This is a genomic window from Pseudomonas sp. GW822-FHT02D10 (assembly GCF_058802345.1).
Window position 1 is genome coordinate 1 of the sequence record NZ_JBXAOB010000032.1, and the last position, 17,721, is coordinate 17,721.

General features: G+C 59.2%; 21 protein-coding genes. 9 read left to right on the top strand and 12 right to left on the bottom strand.

The window, feature by feature from the left end; translation table 11 throughout:
* Positions 1–851: 851 nt before the first annotated feature.
* From infA to trxB, 4 genes are all read right to left on the bottom strand, one after another.
* Complete coding sequence (gene infA, locus AC1RPZ_RS27175; protein WP_002553999.1) at positions 852–1,070, bottom strand: translation initiation factor IF-1; 219 nt, start codon at positions 1,068–1,070, stop codon at positions 852–854.
* Between the two features lie 112 nt (positions 1,071–1,182).
* Positions 1,183–1,890 carry an arginyltransferase gene (locus AC1RPZ_RS27180; RefSeq protein WP_493140977.1) on the bottom strand — a complete coding sequence of 236 codons (708 nt, stop codon included), beginning with the start codon at positions 1,888–1,890 and terminating at the stop codon, positions 1,183–1,185.
* A gap of 58 nt (positions 1,891–1,948) precedes the next feature.
* On the bottom strand, positions 1,949–2,629 hold the full coding sequence (aat, locus tag AC1RPZ_RS27185) for a leucyl/phenylalanyl-tRNA--protein transferase (protein ID WP_493140979.1): 681 nt from the start codon (positions 2,627–2,629) through the stop codon (positions 1,949–1,951).
* A 64-nt stretch (positions 2,630–2,693) separates the two neighbouring features.
* Positions 2,694–3,644: a thioredoxin-disulfide reductase gene (gene trxB, locus AC1RPZ_RS27190; protein WP_493140981.1), complete on the bottom strand. Its 951-nt coding sequence runs from the start codon at positions 3,642–3,644 to the stop codon at positions 2,694–2,696.
* Between the two features lie 342 nt (positions 3,645–3,986).
* Between trxB and ftsK the strand changes: the two genes are divergently transcribed.
* The 6 genes from ftsK to cysG all read left to right on the top strand — a co-directional run bounded on the left by ftsK (position 3,987) and on the right by cysG (position 11,651).
* Positions 3,987–6,392, top strand: a complete 2,406-nt coding sequence (gene ftsK, locus AC1RPZ_RS27195) for a DNA translocase FtsK (protein ID WP_493140983.1) — start codon at positions 3,987–3,989, stop codon at positions 6,390–6,392.
* A gap of 58 nt (positions 6,393–6,450) precedes the next feature.
* Positions 6,451–7,074 (top strand): outer membrane lipoprotein periplasmic chaperone LolA, encoded by a 624-nt coding sequence (gene lolA / locus AC1RPZ_RS27200; protein WP_019689841.1) that lies wholly within the window; start codon positions 6,451–6,453, stop codon positions 7,072–7,074.
* Between the two features lie 188 nt (positions 7,075–7,262).
* Positions 7,263–8,585 (top strand): replication-associated recombination protein A, encoded by a 1,323-nt coding sequence (locus AC1RPZ_RS27205; protein ID WP_493140985.1) that lies wholly within the window; start codon positions 7,263–7,265, stop codon positions 8,583–8,585.
* Positions 8,585–8,959, top strand: coding sequence for a fluoride efflux transporter CrcB (gene crcB / locus AC1RPZ_RS27210; RefSeq protein ID WP_493140986.1), 375 nt, complete (start codon positions 8,585–8,587; stop codon positions 8,957–8,959). The genes AC1RPZ_RS27205 and crcB overlap by 1 nt, the downstream gene beginning before the upstream one ends.
* Before the next feature lie 16 nt (positions 8,960–8,975).
* Complete coding sequence (gene serS, locus AC1RPZ_RS27215) at positions 8,976–10,256, top strand: serine--tRNA ligase (protein ID WP_493140988.1); 1,281 nt, start codon at positions 8,976–8,978, stop codon at positions 10,254–10,256.
* Complete coding sequence (gene cysG / locus AC1RPZ_RS27220) at positions 10,257–11,651, top strand: siroheme synthase CysG (RefSeq protein ID WP_493140990.1); 1,395 nt, start codon at positions 10,257–10,259, stop codon at positions 11,649–11,651.
* 105 nt (positions 11,652–11,756) lie between these two features.
* Here the strand turns inward: cysG and AC1RPZ_RS27225 are convergent, their stop codons facing one another.
* The 8 genes from AC1RPZ_RS27225 to AC1RPZ_RS27260 all read right to left on the bottom strand — a co-directional run bounded on the left by AC1RPZ_RS27225 (position 11,757) and on the right by AC1RPZ_RS27260 (position 16,008).
* The gene (locus AC1RPZ_RS27225) at positions 11,757–12,758 is read right to left on the bottom strand and encodes a glutathione S-transferase family protein (RefSeq protein WP_493140992.1); all 1,002 of its coding nucleotides are present in this window, start codon (positions 12,756–12,758) and stop codon (positions 11,757–11,759) included.
* 88 nt (positions 12,759–12,846) lie between these two features.
* Positions 12,847–13,830, bottom strand: coding sequence for a glycosyl transferase family protein (locus AC1RPZ_RS27230; protein WP_493141007.1), 984 nt, complete (start codon positions 13,828–13,830; stop codon positions 12,847–12,849).
* Between the two features lie 14 nt (positions 13,831–13,844).
* Positions 13,845–14,180 carry a TusE/DsrC/DsvC family sulfur relay protein gene (locus AC1RPZ_RS27235; protein ID WP_123583598.1) on the bottom strand — a complete coding sequence of 112 codons (336 nt, stop codon included), beginning with the start codon at positions 14,178–14,180 and terminating at the stop codon, positions 13,845–13,847.
* Positions 14,177–14,476 (bottom strand): sulfurtransferase complex subunit TusB, encoded by a 300-nt coding sequence (gene tusB / locus AC1RPZ_RS27240; protein ID WP_493140994.1) that lies wholly within the window; start codon positions 14,474–14,476, stop codon positions 14,177–14,179. Before tusB ends, AC1RPZ_RS27235 begins: the two co-directional genes overlap by 4 nt.
* A complete protein-coding gene (gene tusC / locus AC1RPZ_RS27245) occupies positions 14,476–14,838 on the bottom strand; it encodes a sulfurtransferase complex subunit TusC (protein ID WP_493140996.1) in 363 nt (120 codons plus the stop codon). The genes tusB and tusC overlap by 1 nt, the downstream gene beginning before the upstream one ends.
* A 3-nt stretch (positions 14,839–14,841) precedes the next feature.
* On the bottom strand, positions 14,842–15,234 hold the full coding sequence (gene tusD / locus AC1RPZ_RS27250; protein WP_493140998.1) for a sulfurtransferase complex subunit TusD: 393 nt from the start codon (positions 15,232–15,234) through the stop codon (positions 14,842–14,844).
* Positions 15,235–15,370: 136 nt separating this feature from the next.
* On the bottom strand, positions 15,371–15,700 hold the full coding sequence (locus AC1RPZ_RS27255) for a DUF6388 family protein (RefSeq protein ID WP_493140999.1): 330 nt from the start codon (positions 15,698–15,700) through the stop codon (positions 15,371–15,373).
* 59 nt (positions 15,701–15,759) lie between these two features.
* Positions 15,760–16,008, bottom strand: a complete 249-nt coding sequence (locus AC1RPZ_RS27260; RefSeq protein ID WP_019689854.1) for a hypothetical protein — start codon at positions 16,006–16,008, stop codon at positions 15,760–15,762.
* A gap of 200 nt (positions 16,009–16,208) precedes the next feature.
* On the opposite strand from AC1RPZ_RS27260, the gene AC1RPZ_RS27265 reads away from it, so the two are divergent.
* The 3 genes from AC1RPZ_RS27265 (at position 16,209) to AC1RPZ_RS27275 (ending at position 17,576) form a co-directional block, all read left to right on the top strand.
* On the top strand, positions 16,209–16,547 hold the full coding sequence (locus tag AC1RPZ_RS27265) for a hypothetical protein (protein WP_493141001.1): 339 nt from the start codon (positions 16,209–16,211) through the stop codon (positions 16,545–16,547).
* A gap of 29 nt (positions 16,548–16,576) precedes the next feature.
* Entirely contained in the window at positions 16,577–17,170 is a 594-nt protein-coding gene (locus AC1RPZ_RS27270) for an NUDIX domain-containing protein (RefSeq protein ID WP_493141003.1), read from the top strand.
* Between the two features lie 214 nt (positions 17,171–17,384).
* Positions 17,385–17,576 carry an SPOR domain-containing protein gene (locus AC1RPZ_RS27275; protein WP_493141005.1) on the top strand — a complete coding sequence of 64 codons (192 nt, stop codon included), beginning with the start codon at positions 17,385–17,387 and terminating at the stop codon, positions 17,574–17,576.
* Positions 17,577–17,721 lie beyond the last annotated feature (145 nt).

Here is a 17,721-nt window from a genome sequence, read left to right on the forward strand (position 1 = left end):
TGACTGGAGTTTTGGGGGATTTTAAACGAAGACCTTGAAAGGGCTGGCCCTTACGGCGAGTCCCTTTTTCAAACGCCGGAGTGCCGGCCCAGCAAAAAGGAACCAAAAGGCTTCGCCCCAAGCGTACGGCACCTCGCTTAGGCTCGGCGTTCCCTCGCTCCGGCATTCATCAGGAGGCATCGCCTCCGGTCTGCTTCGCGACGACCTCCTCTCGATGTGTCCGGCTACGCCGTACGGCGCTGCGCGCCAACCTCCTGATGAACACCTCCACTCGGCCTCCCGAAGGGGCGGGTGGATCAAAAGCAAAGCACGGCGGCCTACCGGCCGGCCTGAGTGGTAGGGGCGTGTTTGGCTTTGGATGCGCGCAGGGCGTGGGGAGGATCGAATACCTGAGCAAGGCTTGCCCGCGATGACGGCCTAACTGTTGGCTGGTTTCTGGTGGATGTACTCGATGCGGTACGCTTTGGCTTTTGATGTTGATCTGCTTCTGATCTCTCGCCCCTTCGGCAGGCCGAGCGTAGGTGTTCATCAGGGGGGTAGGCGCGTAGCGCCGTTCGACGAAGTCGAACGCATCGAGAGGAGGTCGTCGCGAAGCAGACCGTAGGCGATGCCCCCTGATGGGCACCGTAGCGAGGGAACGCCGAGCCTTGGCGAGGTGCCGTACGCTCGGGGCGAAGCCTTTTGGTTCCTTTTTGGCGTTTGAAAAAGGGACTCGCTGTAAGAGCGAAACCGCCAGCAGCCCCAACCGCAGCAACGGATATGCCCCCCAATCAACGGGCCAACCAATGCCCTAAACAAATCCCAGACAAACAAAAACGCCCGGCAGAGCCGGGCGTTTTGTATTGACTTGATTAACGAGCGCGGTAAGTGATCCGCCCTTTGCTCAAGTCATAGGGCGTCAGCTCGACGCGCACTTTGTCACCGGTAAGAATACGAATGTAGTTCTTGCGCATCTTGCCGGAAATATGCGCGGTTACGACGTGCCCATTTTCCAACTCCACACGAAACATGGTGTTGGGCAGGGTGTCGACGACAGTGCCTTCCATTTCGAAGCTGTCTTCTTTCGACATGCAGTAAAGCCCTCGGTATCCAATGAATGGCCCGGTGCAACTGCGCCAGGCAAAAGCGGCGTGCATTGTGCCCGAAAAATGGGGTTTAAGCCAAGGGCTTTAAGGGTTGACCCTAGTTCAGAACCACCCAGCGCTGATTAATCAGCAGCTCTATCGGGCGATACTGGGTCTTGTAGTTCATTTTTTTGCAGTTTTTGATCCAGTATCCGAGGTAGACAGCGTCCAGCCCCAGGCGTCGGGCTTCGTTGATCTGCCAGAGAATCGCGTAACGCCCCAAACTGCGACGATCTTCTTCGGGTTCATAGAAGGTGTAAACCGCCGACAAGCCGTTGGGCAGCAGGTCGGTCACGGCGATCGCGAGCAGGCGACCTTCGAGACGAAACTCATAGAATCGCGAAAACGGCAGGTCGCGGACCAGAAAGGTCGAAAACTGATCGCGGCTGGGCGGGTACATGTCGCCATCGGCGTGGCGCTGTTCGATATAACGCTGGTAAAGGTCGAAATATTCTTCGCTGTAACCCGGTTTGGCAGGGCGAACCTGCAGGTCGGCATTGCGTTTGAAAATGCGTTTCTGCTGACGGTTAGGTGAAAATTGCGTAACGGGAATGCGCGCAGGCACACACGCATTGCAATTTTGGCAATGCGGCCGGTACAGGTGATCGCCACTGCGACGAAAACCCATTTCCGACAGGTCTGCATAGACATGCACATCCATGGGCTGACTAGGGTCGAGGAACAGCGTTGTGGCCTGTTCATCGGGCAGATAGCTGCAAGAGTGGGGCTGAGTGGCATAAAACTTGAGGCGCGCCAACTCGGTCATGAATCAACCCTCGGGAATAGCTGTTCAATTAAGTGTAAGCCACAGGCGCAAAAGTCGCTCAGCAAACCCATGTGGCACGGCTGGGTTGATCAAGGTGCTGCTGAAGATACCCGGCAAACTCTCGGCGTGGGATCGCCCGCGCACCCAGGCTGTGCAGGTGATCGGTCGGCATCTGGCAGTCGATCATCGCGAAACCGGCGTCCTTGAGGTGTTTGACCAGGGTCGCGAAGCCGAATTTGGAGGCGTTGTCGGCGCGGCTGAACATGGATTCGCCAAAGAACAGCTGACCCATTGCCAAGCCATAGAGCCCGCCCACCAGCACCCCTTGATCCCAGACTTCAACCGAATGGGCGTATCCACGAGCGTGCAGCTCCGTATAGGCGGCTTGCATCGCGTCGGTGATCCAGGTGCCGTCGGCGTACTCCCGTGGCGCGGCGCAGGCGCTGATGACGGCGGTAAAGTCCTGGTCGAAGGTCACCTCGTAGCGTTTTTGCCGCAGCAGTTTGCCGAGACTGCGTGAAATATGCAGTTCGTCAGGAAATAATACGGTGCGTGGATCCGGTGACCACCAGAGGATCGGCTGACCCTCCGAGAACCAGGGAAAGCAGCCGTGGCGATAAGCCCGGATCAGCCGATCGGCACTAAGGTCGCCGCCAGCGGCAAGCAAGCCGTTGGGGTCGCGCATGGCTTTTTCCAGCGGCGGAAATTTCAGGGAGTCGCGTTGTAACCAGGTCAGCATGGCATCCAGGCTTGCAGAAGGGGAGGGCGGCGGCAGGCCAGGGCCCGCCGCAATGAATGTCTCATCAGTTGTCGTCGAGGTATTTCTCGGCGTCCAGTGCCGCCATACAGCCGGCACCCGCGGAAGTCACCGCCTGGCGATAGACATGGTCGGCCACGTCGCCCGCTGCAAACACGCCTTCGATCTCGGTGGCGGTGGCATTGCCTCCACTGCCGCCCCGGACTCGCAGGTAGCCGTTATGCATCTCCAGCTGGCCCTGGAACAGGTCGGTGTTGGGCTTGTGGCCAATGGCAATGAACACGCCGGTCAGCGCCAGGTCTTTCATCTCGCCGGTTAGACTGTCGCGCAGGCGTGCCCCGGTTACGCCGCTGGTATCGCCCAGTACCTCTTCAAGGTTCTGGTTCCAGTGCAGGCGAATGTTGCCATTTTTGGCGCGTTCGAACAGCTTGTCCTGAAGAATCTTCTCCGAGCGCAGCTTGTCGCGACGATGGATCAGGTGGACTTCCTTGGCAATGTTGGCCAGATACAGCGCTTCTTCAACGGCGGTGTTGCCGCCGCCAATCACCGCGACCACCTGATTGCGGTAGAAAAAGCCATCGCAGGTAGCGCAGGCAGAAACGCCTTTGCCGGCGAAGGTCTCTTCAGAGGGCAATCCCAGGTATTGCGCCGAGGCGCCGGTCGCGATAATCAGGGCATCGCAGGTGTAAGTGCCGCTGTCGCCGGTGAGTCTGAACGGCCGCTGCTGCAACTCTGCGGTGTGAATGTGGTCGTAGACGATCTCGGTGTCGAAACGTTCGGCGTGTTTTTGCATGCGCTCCATCAGCACCGGGCCGGTCAGGCCTTCGACATCGCCTGGCCAGTTGTCGACTTCAATGGTGGTGGTCAATTGACCGCCGGCTTGCAGGCCCGTGATAACGGTCGGCTTGAGGTTGGCGCGAGCGGCATAAACGGCGGCGCTGTAACCGGCCGGGCCGGAACCCAGAATGATCAGGCGTGAATGCTTAGCTTCGCTCATAAAAACACCTCATAAGCCTTTGTCACAAAAGAGAATGCATGCTCAAATTGAAGCTCGCGCAACGTACTTTTGGCTATGCTACACCTTAGCTGCTCTGGCGTGGCATCGTGCGGGCAAACCCGTACAATGCCGGTATGTATCGGGATGTACCGAAATCGTGTTTAAAAAGATCGTCCGAACGCGGCCCGAGCCTTCGGCAACGCCTACGGTTTCAGATTTCGATGTCAGAGTGTTAAAAGTAGTCTCTGTTGCGCTCGTTAACTTTGTTACCTGCCCGGATTGGGCAGTTTTTTGTAGTCAATCAACAGTTGGACGCGCTACAGGCGCAGGAAAAGACGCGTTTTGAAGAAATCCACCGCAGCACCTAAAACAGTAGTTCCACTCTGGCGTCAGCATCTGCACTACCGGCTCAAGGAAGGTGCACTGATCGCCATCGGTGCCTTGTGCCTGTTCCTGATGATGGCCTTGCTGACCTATGGCAAGGACGATCCAGGCTGGAGTCATAACAGCAAAATCGACGATGTACAGAACTTCGGCGGGCCTGCCGGCTCGTACAGCGCCGATATTCTGTTCATGGTGCTGGGTTACTTCGCTTATATCTTCCCGCTGTTGCTGGCGATCAAGACCTACCAGATCTTCCGCCAACGCCACGAGCCGTGGCAGTGGAGTGGCTGGCTGTTTTCCTGGCGCCTGATCGGCCTGGTGTTTCTGGTGCTGTCGGGCGCGGCCCTGGCGCATATCCATTTCCACGCCCCGACCGGTTTGCCGGCCGGCGCCGGTGGTGCACTGGGCGAAAGCCTCGGCGATCTGGCGAAGAACGCGCTGAATATCCAGGGCAGTACGCTGATGTTCATCGCGCTGTTCCTGTTTGGTCTGACCGTGTTCACTGATCTTTCGTGGTTCAAGGTGATGGACGTCACCGGCAAGATCACCCTTGATCTGTTCGAACTGTTTCAAGGCGCCACCAATCGCTGGTGGGCGGCGCGCACCGAGCGCAAGCAACTGGTTGCGCAACTGCGTGAAGTCGATGATCGGGTGCACGACGTCGTGGCGCCGACCGTGACCGACAAACGCGAGCAAGCCAAGGTTAAAGAGCGTCTTATCGAGCGCGAGCAGGCGCTGAGCAAGCACATGTCCGAGCGCGAGAAGCAGGTTCCGCCGGTCATTGCTCCAGCGCCACCCAAAGCGCCGCCGCCCAGCAAGCGCGTCGAGAAAGAGAAGCAGGCGCCGCTGTTCGTTGACAGTGCGGTGGAAGGCACCTTGCCGCCGATCTCGATCCTCGACCCGGCAGAAAAGAAACAGCTCAACTATTCGCCTGAGTCGCTGGCTGCGGTCGGCCACCTGCTGGAAATCAAGCTCAAGGAATTCGGCGTCGAGGTCTCGGTGGATTCGATTCACCCAGGCCCGGTGATTACCCGTTACGAGATTCAACCGGCAGCCGGGGTAAAAGTCAGCCGTATCTCCAACCTGGCCAAAGACCTTGCGCGTTCGCTGGCAGTGACCAGTGTGCGGGTGGTGGAAGTGATTCCCGGCAAGACCACGGTCGGTATCGAGATCCCCAACGAAGACCGGCAGATCGTGCGCTTCTCCGAAGTGCTGTCGACCCCGGAATACGATGACGCCAAGTCGCCGGTCACCTTGGCTCTGGGCCACGACATCGGCGGCAAGCCGATCATCGTCGACCTGGCAAAAATGCCGCACTTGCTGGTGGCCGGTACCACCGGTTCCGGTAAGTCGGTGGGCGTGAACGCGATGATTCTGTCGATTCTGTTCAAGTCGGGCCCGGAAGACGCCAAGCTGATCATGATCGACCCGAAAATGCTTGAGTTGTCGATCTACGAAGGCATTCCGCACCTGCTGTGCCCGGTGGTCACCGATATGAAGGACGCCGCCAACGCGTTGCGCTGGAGCGTGGCCGAGATGGAGCGTCGTTACAAGCTGATGGCGAAGATGGGCGTGCGTAACCTGTCCGGCTTCAACCAGAAGGTCAGAGAGGCGCAGGAGGCGGGTACACCGCTGACGGATCCGTTGTATAACCGCGAAAGCATTCACGACGAAGCGCCGCTGCTGACCAAATTGCCGACCATCGTGGTGGTGGTCGACGAATTCGCCGACATGATGATGATCGTCGGCAAGAAGGTAGAAGAACTGATCGCACGGATCGCCCAGAAAGCCCGTGCGGCGGGTATTCACTTGATCCTCGCGACCCAGCGTCCGTCGGTGGACGTGATCACCGGTCTGATCAAGGCCAACATTCCGACCCGTATGGCGTTCCAGGTATCGAGCAAGATCGACTCGCGAACCATCATCGACCAGGGTGGCGCCGAGCAATTGCTGGGTCACGGCGACATGCTCTACATGCCACCGGGCACCAGTCTGCCGATTCGGGTTCACGGCGCGTTCGTTTCCGACGATGAAGTTCACCGGGTGGTTGAAGCCTGGAAACTGCGCGGTGCGCCGGAGTACAACGACGACATCCTCAACGGTGTCGAAGAGGCGGGCAGCGGCTTTGAAGGCGGTAGCGGCGGTGGCGACGATGACAGCGAAACCGACGCGCTTTACGACGAAGCGGTGCAGTTCGTGCTGGAAAGCCGCCGCGCCTCGATCTCTGCGGTTCAGCGCAAGCTGAAGATTGGTTATAACCGCGCTGCGCGCATGATCGAGGCCATGGAAATGGCCGGGGTCGTGACCTCCATGAATACCAACGGCTCGCGCGAAGTGCTTGCACCCGGCCCAATGCGCGACTGACCGGTGCCGCGTGAGATCACGCGGCATGCCATTCAAACGAATATCAAAGAGGACTCCCATGCGTCTTATCCGCATGTTGCTGCTGCCGGTACTGGCTTTAACCACGCTTTCGGCCCACGCCGATGACAAGGACGTGGCGCGTCTGACTCAATTGCTCGAAAAGTCGCAGACCCTGACCGCACGTTTCTCTCAGCTGACCCTCGACGGCAGCGGCACTCAGTTGCAGGAAACCGCTGGCGAGATGTCGTTGCAGCGCCCAGGCCTGTTCTACTGGCACACCGATGCGCCACAAGAGCAACTGATGGTTTCGGATGGCAAGAAGGTGTCCTTGTGGGACCCGGACCTGCAACAGGTCACTATCAAGAACCTCGATCAGCGCCTGACCCAGACGCCAGCATTGTTGCTGTCCGGTGATGTGTCGAAAATCAGCCAGAGCTTCGCCATCACGTCCAAGGAAGCTGGCGGCGTGATCGACTTTACGCTCAAGCCCAAGACCAAAGACACACTGTTCGACAGCCTGCGTCTGTCGTTCCGTAACGGCATGGTCAATGACATGCAGATGATCGACAGTGTTGGCCAGCGGACTAATATCCTGTTCACGGGGGTCAAGGCCAACGAGCCGATTCCAGCCTCCAAGTTCAAGTTTGACATCCCCAAGGGTGCCGACGTGATCCAGGAATAAACTGCAGGACGCAAAACCTGTGGGAGCGAGCTTGCTCCGGGCGGCGATCCGACGATAGCGTCGTATCAGTCAATATGGATGTTGAATGTAATACCGCCATCGCGAGCAAGCTCGCTCCCACAAGGACTGCGTCGCCCAGATTCTTAACTGATCGGCATCAGGATCCAGTAGAGGTTTCATAAGTAGTGATGGACCTGTTTCGTAGTGCTCCGATAGCTCAGCCCTTGGCCGCCCGTTTACGGGCCGCCAATCTGGACGAGTATGTCGGTCAGGAACACTTGCTGGCCCGCGGCAAGCCGCTGCGCGAGGCGCTGGAGCAGGGTGCCTTGCACTCGATGATTTTCTGGGGGCCGCCGGGCGTGGGTAAAACCACCCTGGCGCGGCTGCTGGCGGAAGTCTCGGATGCGCACTTCGAAACCGTCTCGGCCGTGCTGGCGGGGGTCAAGGAAATCCGTCAGGCGGTGGAAGTCGCCAAGCAGCAGGCCGGGCAATATGGCCGTCGGACCATTCTGTTCGTCGATGAAGTCCATCGCTTCAACAAGTCGCAACAAGACGCCTTTCTGCCGTACGTCGAAGACGGCACGCTGATTTTCATCGGTGCGACCACTGAAAACCCTTCTTTCGAACTGAACAACGCGCTGCTGTCCCGTGCGCGTGTTTATGTGCTCAAAAGCCTCGACGAAACCGCACTGCACAAACTGGTTCAGCGGGCGTTGAGTGAAGAACGTGGCTTGGGCAAGCGCCAACTGAGCCTCGGCGATGACGGCTTCAAGATGCTACTGAGCGCCGCTGACGGTGACGGCCGGCGTCTGCTCAATCTCTTGGAAAACGCCTCCGACCTGGCCGAAGACGGCACCGAAATCGGCGTCGAGCTGCTGCAAAGCCTGCTCGGCGACACCCGTCGACGTTTCGACAAGGGCGGCGAAGCGTTTTACGACCAGATCTCTGCGCTGCACAAATCGGTGCGCGGCTCCAACCCGGATGGCGCGCTGTACTGGTTCGCGCGGATGCTCGACGGTGGCTGCGATCCGTTGTACCTGGCCCGGCGTGTGGTGCGCATGGCCAGCGAAGACATCGGCAATGCCGACCCGCGCGCCTTGAGCCTGTGCCTGGCGGCGTGGGACGTGCAGGAACGGCTTGGCAGCCCCGAAGGCGAGTTGGCAGTTGCACAGGCGATTACCTATCTGGCCTGTGCGCCGAAAAGCAACGCCGTGTATATGGGCTTCAAAGCCGCCATGCGCAGCGCTGCCGAGCACGGCTCGCTGGAAGTCCCGCTGCATTTGCGCAATGCCCCGACCAAACTGATGAAGCAACTCGGTTATGGCGACGAATACCGCTATGCCCACGACGAACCGGACGCTTACGCCGCCGGTGAAGACTATTTCCCGGACGAACTGGAACCGCAGTCGTTCTACCGACCGGTCCCGCGTGGCCTTGAACTGAAGATCGGCGAGAAGCTCAATCATCTCGCCCAGCTCGACCGTCTTAGCCCGAAACAACGGAGAAAGTAGTGATTCGAACCATTCTTGCGGTGTCCGTGGCCGGTATCGCTGGTACATTACTGCGTTTCGCCGCCGGCAATTGGGTCAACGCCAATTGGCCGCGGCATTTTTATGCGGCGACCCTGGCCGTCAATCTGGTGGGCTGTCTGATCATCGGTTTGCTTTACGGGCTGTTTCTGATACGCCCCGAAGTGCCGATTGAAATTCGCGCTGGCCTGATCGTCGGTTTTGTAGGCGGTCTGACGACCTTTTCATCCTTTTCACTGGATACGCTGCGCTTGCTGGAAAGCGGGCAGGCACCAATAGCCTTCGGTTATCTGGCGATCAGCGTATTCGGCGGGCTGCTCGCGACGTGGGCTGGCCTATCCTTGACCAAACTTTGATAAACGAGAGACCGACATGCTCGATTCCAAACTGTTACGTAGCAACCTTCAGGACGTAGCGGATCGCCTGGCATCCCGTGGCTATGCCTTGGATGTTGCGCGCATCGAAGCGCTGGAAGAACAGCGCAAGACCGTGCAGACCCGCACCGAAGCACTGCAGGCTGAACGTAATGCGCGCTCCAAATCCATCGGCCAGGCCAAGCAGCGCGGCGAAGACATCGCGCCGTTGATGGCAGACGTCGAGCGCATGGCGAACGAGCTTGGTGTCGGCAAGTTCGAGCTGGACGCGATCCAGACCGAGCTGGACTCGATGGTGCTGGGCATTCCTAACCTGCCACACGAGTCGGTGCCGATTGGCTCCGACGAAGACGGCAACGTCGAAGTGCGCCGCTGGGGCACGCCGACCACTTTCGACTTCGAGATCAAAGACCACGTCGCGTTGGGCGAGAAGTTCGGCTGGCTGGACTTCGAAACCGCCGCCAAACTGTCCGGCGCCCGTTTCGCGTTGCTGCGTGGGCCGATCGCTCGTCTGCACCGCGCCCTCGCGCAGTTCATGATCAACCTGCACACCAGCGAGCACGGCTACGAAGAGGCCTACACGCCTTATCTGGTTCAGGCTCCGGCGCTGCAGGGCACTGGTCAACTGCCGAAGTTCGAGGAAGACCTGTTCAAGATCAGCCGCGAAGGCGAAGCCGATCTGTACCTGATCCCGACGGCGGAAGTGTCGCTGACCAACATCGTGGCTGGCGAAATCATCGACGCCAAACAGCTGCCGATCAAATTCGTGGCTCACACCCCGTGCTTTCGCAGTGAAGCCGGTGCGTCGGGTCGTGACACACGCGGGATGATTCGTCAGCACCAGTTCGACAAAGTCGAAATGGTCCAGATCGTTGAGCCGTCGACTTCGATGGAAGCGCTGGAAGGCTTGACCGCCAACGCCGAGAAAGTCTTGCAACTGCTGGAGCTGCCTTACCGCACCATCGCGCTGTGCACCGGCGACATGGGCTTCAGCGCGGTCAAGACTTACGACCTGGAAGTGTGGATTCCGAGCCAGGACAAATACCGTGAAATTTCGTCGTGCTCCAACTGCGGCGATTTCCAGGCCCGTCGCATGCAAGCGCGTTTCCGTAACCCGGAAACCGGCAAGCCTGAACTGGTTCACACCCTGAACGGTTCCGGCCTGGCGGTCGGTCGTACCCTGGTGGCGGTGCTGGAGAACTATCAGCAGGCCGACGGTTCGATCCGCGTGCCAGCGGTGCTCAAGCCGTACATGGGCGGCCTTGAGGTCATCGGCTAAATGGAATTTCTGCCGCTGTTTCACAACCTGCGCGGCAGTCGTGTGTTGGTCGTCGGTGGAGGGGAGATTGCCTTGCGCAAATCCCGTCTGCTGGCCGACGCCGGTGCGCTGCTGCGGGTCGTTGCACCCGAGATCGAAGCCCAGCTGCGTGAGCTGGTGCAGAACAGTGGCGGCGAGCTGGTGTTGCGTGGCTATCGTGAGTCGGACCTCGACGGTTGCGGGCTGATCATTGCCGCCACCGACGACGAACCGCTGAATGCGCAAGTCTCCCAGGATGCTCATCGGCGTTGCGTGCCGGTCAATGTGGTGGATGCGCCGGCCTTGTGCAGCGTGATTTTCCCGGCGATCGTCGACCGTTCGCCGTTGGTGATTGCGGTTTCCAGCGGCGGCGATGCGCCGGTGCTGGCGCGGCTGATCCGCGCCAAACTGGAAACCTGGATTCCTTCGACCTACGGCCAGTTGGCCGGGTTGGCGGCGCGTTTTCGCAACCAGGTCAAAGGTCTGTTCCCGGATGTGCAGCAGCGTCGGGCATTCTGGGAAGAGGTTTTCCAGGGGCCGATCGCTGATCGTCAACTGGCCGGGCAGGGTGCCGAAGCCGAGCGCTTGCTGCTGGCGAAAATCAATGGCGAGTCACCCAATGCTCCGGGTGAGGTGTATCTGGTAGGCGCAGGGCCGGGTGACCCCGATTTGCTGACTTTCCGCGCCTTGCGGCTGATGCAGCAAGCCGATGTGGTGCTGTATGACCGGCTGGTGGCACCGGCGATTCTTGAGCTGTGCCGTCGTGATGCCGAGCGGATCTATGTCGGTAAACGACGCGCCGATCACGCTGTGCCTCAGGACCAGATCAACCAGCAATTGGTGGACCTGGCCAAACAGGGCAAGCGTGTCGTGCGGTTGAAGGGCGGTGATCCGTTCATCTTCGGCCGTGGTGGCGAAGAGATCGAAGAACTGGCGGCCCACGGCATCCCGTTCCAGGTCGTACCGGGTATTACCGCCGCCAGCGGTTGCGCGGCCTACGCCGGGATTCCGCTGACCCACCGTGATTACGCGCAGTCGGTGCGCTTTATCACCGGCCACCTGAAAGATGGCACCACCGATCTGCCGTGGAGCGATCTGGTCGCGCCAGCGCAAACCCTGGTGTTTTACATGGGGTTGGTGGGGTTGCCGATCATTTGCGAGCAACTGATCAAGCATGGTCGTTCGGCGGACACGCCGGCGGCGTTGATCCAACAGGGTACGACGCCTAATCAGCGCGTTTTTACCGGCACGCTGGCTGACCTTCCACAGCTGGTCGCAGAGCATGAAGTGCATGCGCCAACGTTGGTGATCGTGGGAGAAGTGGTGCAACTTCGCGAGAAACTCGCGTGGTTTGAAGGCGCCCAGTCTCAAGTCTGAACACCGCGTCGCCCCCATCGCGAGCAAGCTCGCTCCCACAGGTTTTGCGCAATCCTTGTGGGAGCGAGCTTGCTCGCGATGAGGCCCTCAAAACCTGCATAAACCTCAGGCCTTGTGCCAAACCCCTTTCCCGCTCAACCGTCCCCGATCATGCGCGGCGGTGAAGTCTTGCGCCGGTCCCTTCGGCACGATGCCAGTCGGATTGATCGTGCGATGGCTCGCGTAGTAGTGCCCCTTGATGTGGGCAAAGTCCACGGTGTCGCTAATTCCCGGCCACTGATACATCTCGCGCAGCCAGTTCGACAGGTTAGGGTAATCGGCGATCCGCCGCAGGTTGCATTTGAAGTGGCTGTAATACACCGCATCAAAGCGAATCAGCGTAGTGAACAGCCGAATGTCCGCCTCGGTCAGGTACTCACCCGCCAAATAGCGCTTTTCGCCCAAGCGGTTTTCCAGCCAGTCGAGTTCACTGAACAGCTCATCGAAAGCTTCTTCATACGCGGTTTGTGAGGTGGCAAACCCTGCGCGGTACACGCCGTTGTTCACCGCCGGATAAATCCGCGCATTCAGCTCGTCGATTTCAGCGCGCAAGGGTTGCGGGTAGAAGTCCAGGCCGTTGCCGGTCAGACCGTCGAAGGCGCTATTGAACATGCGGATGATTTCCGCCGATTCATTGCTGACGATGCGTTTTTGCAGGTTATCCCACAGCACTGGCACCGTTACGCGGCCGGTGTAGTTGGCGGCATCTGCGGTGTAGCGCTGGTGCATGAAGTCTAAGTGATCGAGTTTGTCGCCAGTGGAGCCGAAGGCCTTGTCGAAGGTCCAGCCGTTTTCCAGCATCAGCCAGCTGACCACCGACACGTCGATCAGGCTTTCCAGGCCTTTGAGTTTGCGCAGGATCAGCGTGCGGTGCGCCCAGGGGCAGGCGAGTGAGACATAGAGGTGATAGCGACCGGCTTGTGCGGGGAAGCCACCTTCACCGCTAGGGCCGGGTTTGCCGTCGGCGGTCAGCCAGTGGCGGCGCTGCGCTTGTTCGCGCTGGAACGCGCCGTCCTTGCTGCTTTCGTACCACTGATCACGCCAGTGCCCTTCAATCAGCAAACCCATCTCGAACTCCAAAGTCGTTAAACGTTGGAGTTCAGTCTATTCGGATGAGTTCGAACAAAAAGCGCAAAGGTTGGGCGTTAATGATCGGTTAAATCGATTTATCGCGCGCGTCCCAGAACTGCTGAGCTTTGACGAAGGCTTCATCACGCGGCGTACCGAGACCGCGCAAGGCCAGGGCCATGGTCGAAATCAGCGCCAGTTGCGGATAGCTGTCGACCACCTCGCCGCGCCATACGGCTTTCAGGTGTTCAGGATCAAGGGTTGCCGGTTTGACGTGACGCTGAGCTGACAACTGCGGCCATTCCTCGTCCCAGCTCTCACCGCCGGTGGTGCCGTACAGGTGACTGTCGGCGTCCGGGTTGATCTCGATTTCGCCGCCATCGCCCTTGATCACGATCGCGTTATCACCCAGCAAGCCACTGGCGTCGCGGTGCACGCCTTGGTAGCCAGGGTGGAAGATGCTTTGCAGGCCGCAGCGCGCACCCAACGGATTGAGAATCCGTGCCAGCGAGTGGATCGGCGAACGCAGGCCGAGGGTGTTGCGCAGGTCGATCATCCGTTGCAGTTGTGGCGCCCAGTCGCCCAGCGGGATGAACGCCAGATTGCCTTGTTCCAGCGCCTCACCGACTTGCTGCCAGTTACGGCACAACGGGATCTGCAATTGCTCGAGCAGTTGCTCGCTGTACAGACGTCCGGCGGTATGCGCGCCACCGCCGTGCATCAGGATCCGCACGCCGTTTTGCGCCAGGCACTTGGCGGCCAGCAGATACCAGGGCAGATGACGCTTCTTGCCGGCGTAGGTCGGCCAATCCAGATCGACGCCCAGCGCCGGTGCGTTCAGCCGCTCGCGCAAGGCTTCGGTGAAGCCCGCCAGCTCTTCCGGGCTTTCTTCCTTGTGCCGCAACAGCATCAGGAAGGCGCCGAGTTGGGTGTCCTCGACCTTGTCGTCGAGCAGCATGCCCATGGCCTCGCGGGCCTCTTCGCGGGTCAGGCTGCGGGCGCCGCGTTTGCCTTTGCCGAGAATCCGTACGAACTGCGCGAAAGGGTGTTCGGCAGGCGTTTCAGTGATCAGTGGGGCGAAATCGGTCATAGACAATTCGTCGGTTTGGGCAGGCCCGCCAGCTTGGCGGCAAGTTTGGCGGGAGTGCCTTTGAACAATCGGTTCAGGTGCAGGCTGTTGCCCTTGTCCGGGCCCAGCTTCAGCGCGGTGTATTTGATCAGAGGACGGGTGGCCGGCGACAGCTGGAACTCCTGGTAAAAGCCACGCAGCAACTCAAGAATTTCCCAATGCTCGGGGCTCAGTTCGAGTTCTTCGGCGGCGGCCAGGGCCGCGGCGACTTCGGCGGACCAGTCACCGAGATCAACCAGGTAACCGTCCTTGTCCAGATCGATGCGACGTGCACCTACAGTGAGCGAATTCATAACCAGCTGTTGACCTTGTCGTAGTGAATCGACAGTTCGACGAAGGCCGGATAGTCGATACTCTTGACCCAGTCGGGCACCGGCAATCCGCGGGCCTGCACGTCTTCATCGAGGACGAACAGGCGCAAGGCATTGTGTCGTGCTTGCAGCGCACTGAGTGGCGCTGTGCCGGGTTGCAAGGCGTAAACCGCATCGCCGCTGAGCAGAACCGCATCGCTCGCGCCTAGCACGCGCAGGCAACTGGTCAGCCGGTTATCGGTAAACGGCGAGTGAGACAACACATGCAAAGTCGACATCAGAGGGTCATCACTTGGTCATAACGGTCAATAACGGCCGAAATCTGTTCAGCGGCCAGCACGTGCAGCGGTTCAAGGCTCAAGGCCGTCGGCATCAATCCGCGTGCGGTTGCACTGTCGCCACACACGTACACGTCTTCTATACCAAACAACCCAAGTGCCTGCAGGTTGGCGCTGAGGTCTTTTTGTTGCACGGCTTTGGCGTCCTGCCGGGTGGCCAGCTGGAATACGCCGTCATCGAGAAACAGCAGGCCGATCGGCAAATCGAAGGCGCCGCCGGCCAGTACGATATCCAGCGCCTCACGGGCGCCTGGTCCGGACCAGGGCGCCTGCCGGCTGATAATCAGCAAGGATTTAGGCATGGTTCATGGCCCTCCAAAACAGATCAGGCGATCGGCGTCTTGCACCGCATCGTGCAACTGCCCGAGCCCGGATAATTCCCACGGAGCGCCGACATTGATCGCCGTGCGCTGATACCGCTGGGCTTCTGCTTCATCCAGCACGCCACGGCGCAAGGCTGCGGCAATACAGACCACGCCGTCGAGCTGGTGCTCGCTGACGAAGTTGCGCCATTGCAGCGGCAAGTCCTGCTCATCCTGTGGCGTGACGACGTTGCTCGACGCGTTGTAAACGCCGTCCTGATAGAAAAACAGCCGCACGATCTCATGCCCACCGGCCAGCGCTGCCTGAGCAAACAGCAGGGCGCGGCGCGAGGAGGGCGCGTGTGCGGCGGAAAACAGCGCAATGGCGAACTTCATGGCGAACTCTGACAACAAATCTGCGGCCATGATAAAGCTTTATCGTCGGGGCGGCGAAGGGCGATTCAGCGCGGCATTTCTGCACGTGCAGCAGGCCGGGTGTATGAGCGCGATCAGGCGAGGACGGCAGCATTCATCAACGCTCAAGATCATGCAGTTTGCAATATTCCTTCCAGTCCATGCCGGCCATTTGCGCCACTTCCTTGTGCACCTCCAGCCGTTGGGCTTCATAGTCCTCAACAGTGGCCGCGGTCAATTGCAACGTCAGCTCCCAGGCAAACAGGCCCAGACGCTCGGCCTCTGCTTCGTAGGCTTCATGCAATCGTTCGTTGCGAAACTGCGCCATGGTTTCGCCCTTGGCCTGGGCGGCCAGAGGGTTCAGGTGATCGAGTTCTTCGCGTAACGCCGGTCGCGCATTGAGAAACCGTTGCAGCGCCAGTTCGTGTTGCGATTCGATGGGGGCCATGGACCATCCTTGCCAGAGAGAAAGTATGAGTTGCTTGATGGCGTTTGCCTTGTCGCGGATCAGGAGGTTTTCTTCTTGTTGGCTTTGGCCTCCGCGGCCAGGCACTCCAGAGCAAACTGCTCGGTGTAGGTCATCTGGATCGGTGTGGTTTCACCTTTGACGGTTCTTTCGCCATCAAGGATGTAGCGAATGCGCTTGTCGGTCACGCCGATGCGTTTGGCGATCCACGACGGGGTCTGGCCGATCTGGCTGATCAGTTTGTCGGCGTAGTCGGTGGAAGGTTTGTAGAACTCGGCATTGGGGGTCATGGGCTTTCCAGAAGAAGTTGCTTGGCGCGAGGCGCCAATTATGGCGCGACAGGGTGCGCGAAACGGCGCGGGCTGTCGCGATCTATATAAAGTAAAGCATGAAGCAAAGCAGAGCGGCGCTGAGAGCAAGAACCTTGTCTGAGGCTTCGGGGTCGCCGCTGGCGGTGATACAGTCAGCGTTTTGCGAATAAGGAAACACAATGCGTATTTTGATGGTGGCGCTGGCCGGTGTGTTGCTGGCGGGTTGTGCGGGATCGACGATGAAAGAAGCGCGCTCCCAGAGCCCCTACAAAACGCTCACTTCGAATAAGCCGGATCTGGTCGTCGCCCAGTGCGTGCAGTTTGCCTGGCAGGACGAGGCGGTGTTCGGTGTCGACGCCAGTGGCTACCTGCAGCCTGGCGAAACCGGCGGCTTTACTGTTTATACCCGGTCAGCCGAGTCCTTCATCGACGTGCAAGGCGGCGCATTGAAGTATTACGCCACTCAAGACAATTGGGTTGCCAAGCGCCGACTGGCAGCGCTGGCAACCTGCATGTGATCCCGCTGACAGCAAACAGGAGGACTGTCATGTCGAACACGGCCGAGCGCGTCAACATCATCGAGTCCCAGGTGTTGTCCGACGACTGGTACCTGCTGAAGAAAATCACCTTCGATTACCTGCGCAACAATGGCGTTTGGCAGCGACAAACCCGCGAGGTCTACGATCGTGGCAATGGTGCCGCTATTCTGCTGTTCAATCGTGCGCAAAAAACCATCGTACTGACACGCCAGTTCAGATTGCCGGTCTTCGTCAACGGCCATGACGGCTTGCTGGTTGAAGTGGCTGCGGGCCTGCTGGAAGGCGCCTCACCGCAGGAGCGCATTCGCGCCGAAGCGGAGGAGGAAACGGGCTATCGCGTTCACGATGTGCATAAGGTATTCGAGGCTTACATGAGCCCGGGGTCGGTGACCGAAAAGCTGCATTTCTTTCTGGCTGAATATGATGCTTCTTCACGCGTCGGATCGGGTGGTGGGCTGGAGGCGGAAGCTGAAGATCTTGAGGTGCTGGAACTGAAGTTCGATGATGCACTTGAGGCGTTTTACAGTGGGCAGATCGTCGACGGAAAAACCATCATGCTGTTGCAGTACGCGGCGATGAAGGACATTTTTGCGGCGGTTTAGACCTGGCTCTTCTGAAGGTCAAAAAAAGCCCGCGGGAGGGTGCGGGCCGAATGTTTCTTGAATGAGCGGCGGGGAATATAAGCGCCAGGTGGCGACATCACTGTGAAAGATGTTTCATGCTTTATCCGCTCGACCGCTCGACCTATTAAGCCCACAGAACTCTAAACCGGGTGTAAGTTAGGTTCGGGCTTATCTCTCGTGAATGGAGGTGACTATGAGCGTTCCGCTGCTTAGCAAAATGCACATGAACGGTTATCAAGTGGTCAGCGTCAACAGTGGTCTCTGGAAGGTCTGTACTCGTATTGACCGGCTCGGGTCCTTTGGCACCCGAGAAGAAGCGCTGGCCTACGCGGCGTCGTTGCCCGCCCGTCAATCCAGAGTGAAACCCGTTTCCCACACACAGTGACGTGATTATCTGGAGAGGTGTGTCTGCCTTTTCTCCAGCCGCCGCAAACAAAAAAGAGCCCGCTTGTCGCGTAATGCTGTTCACTTAAGCATTTGAGTCCACGCCGGGCTTCCTAGAAAATCCGATGCCAGATCTCTGGCATCGG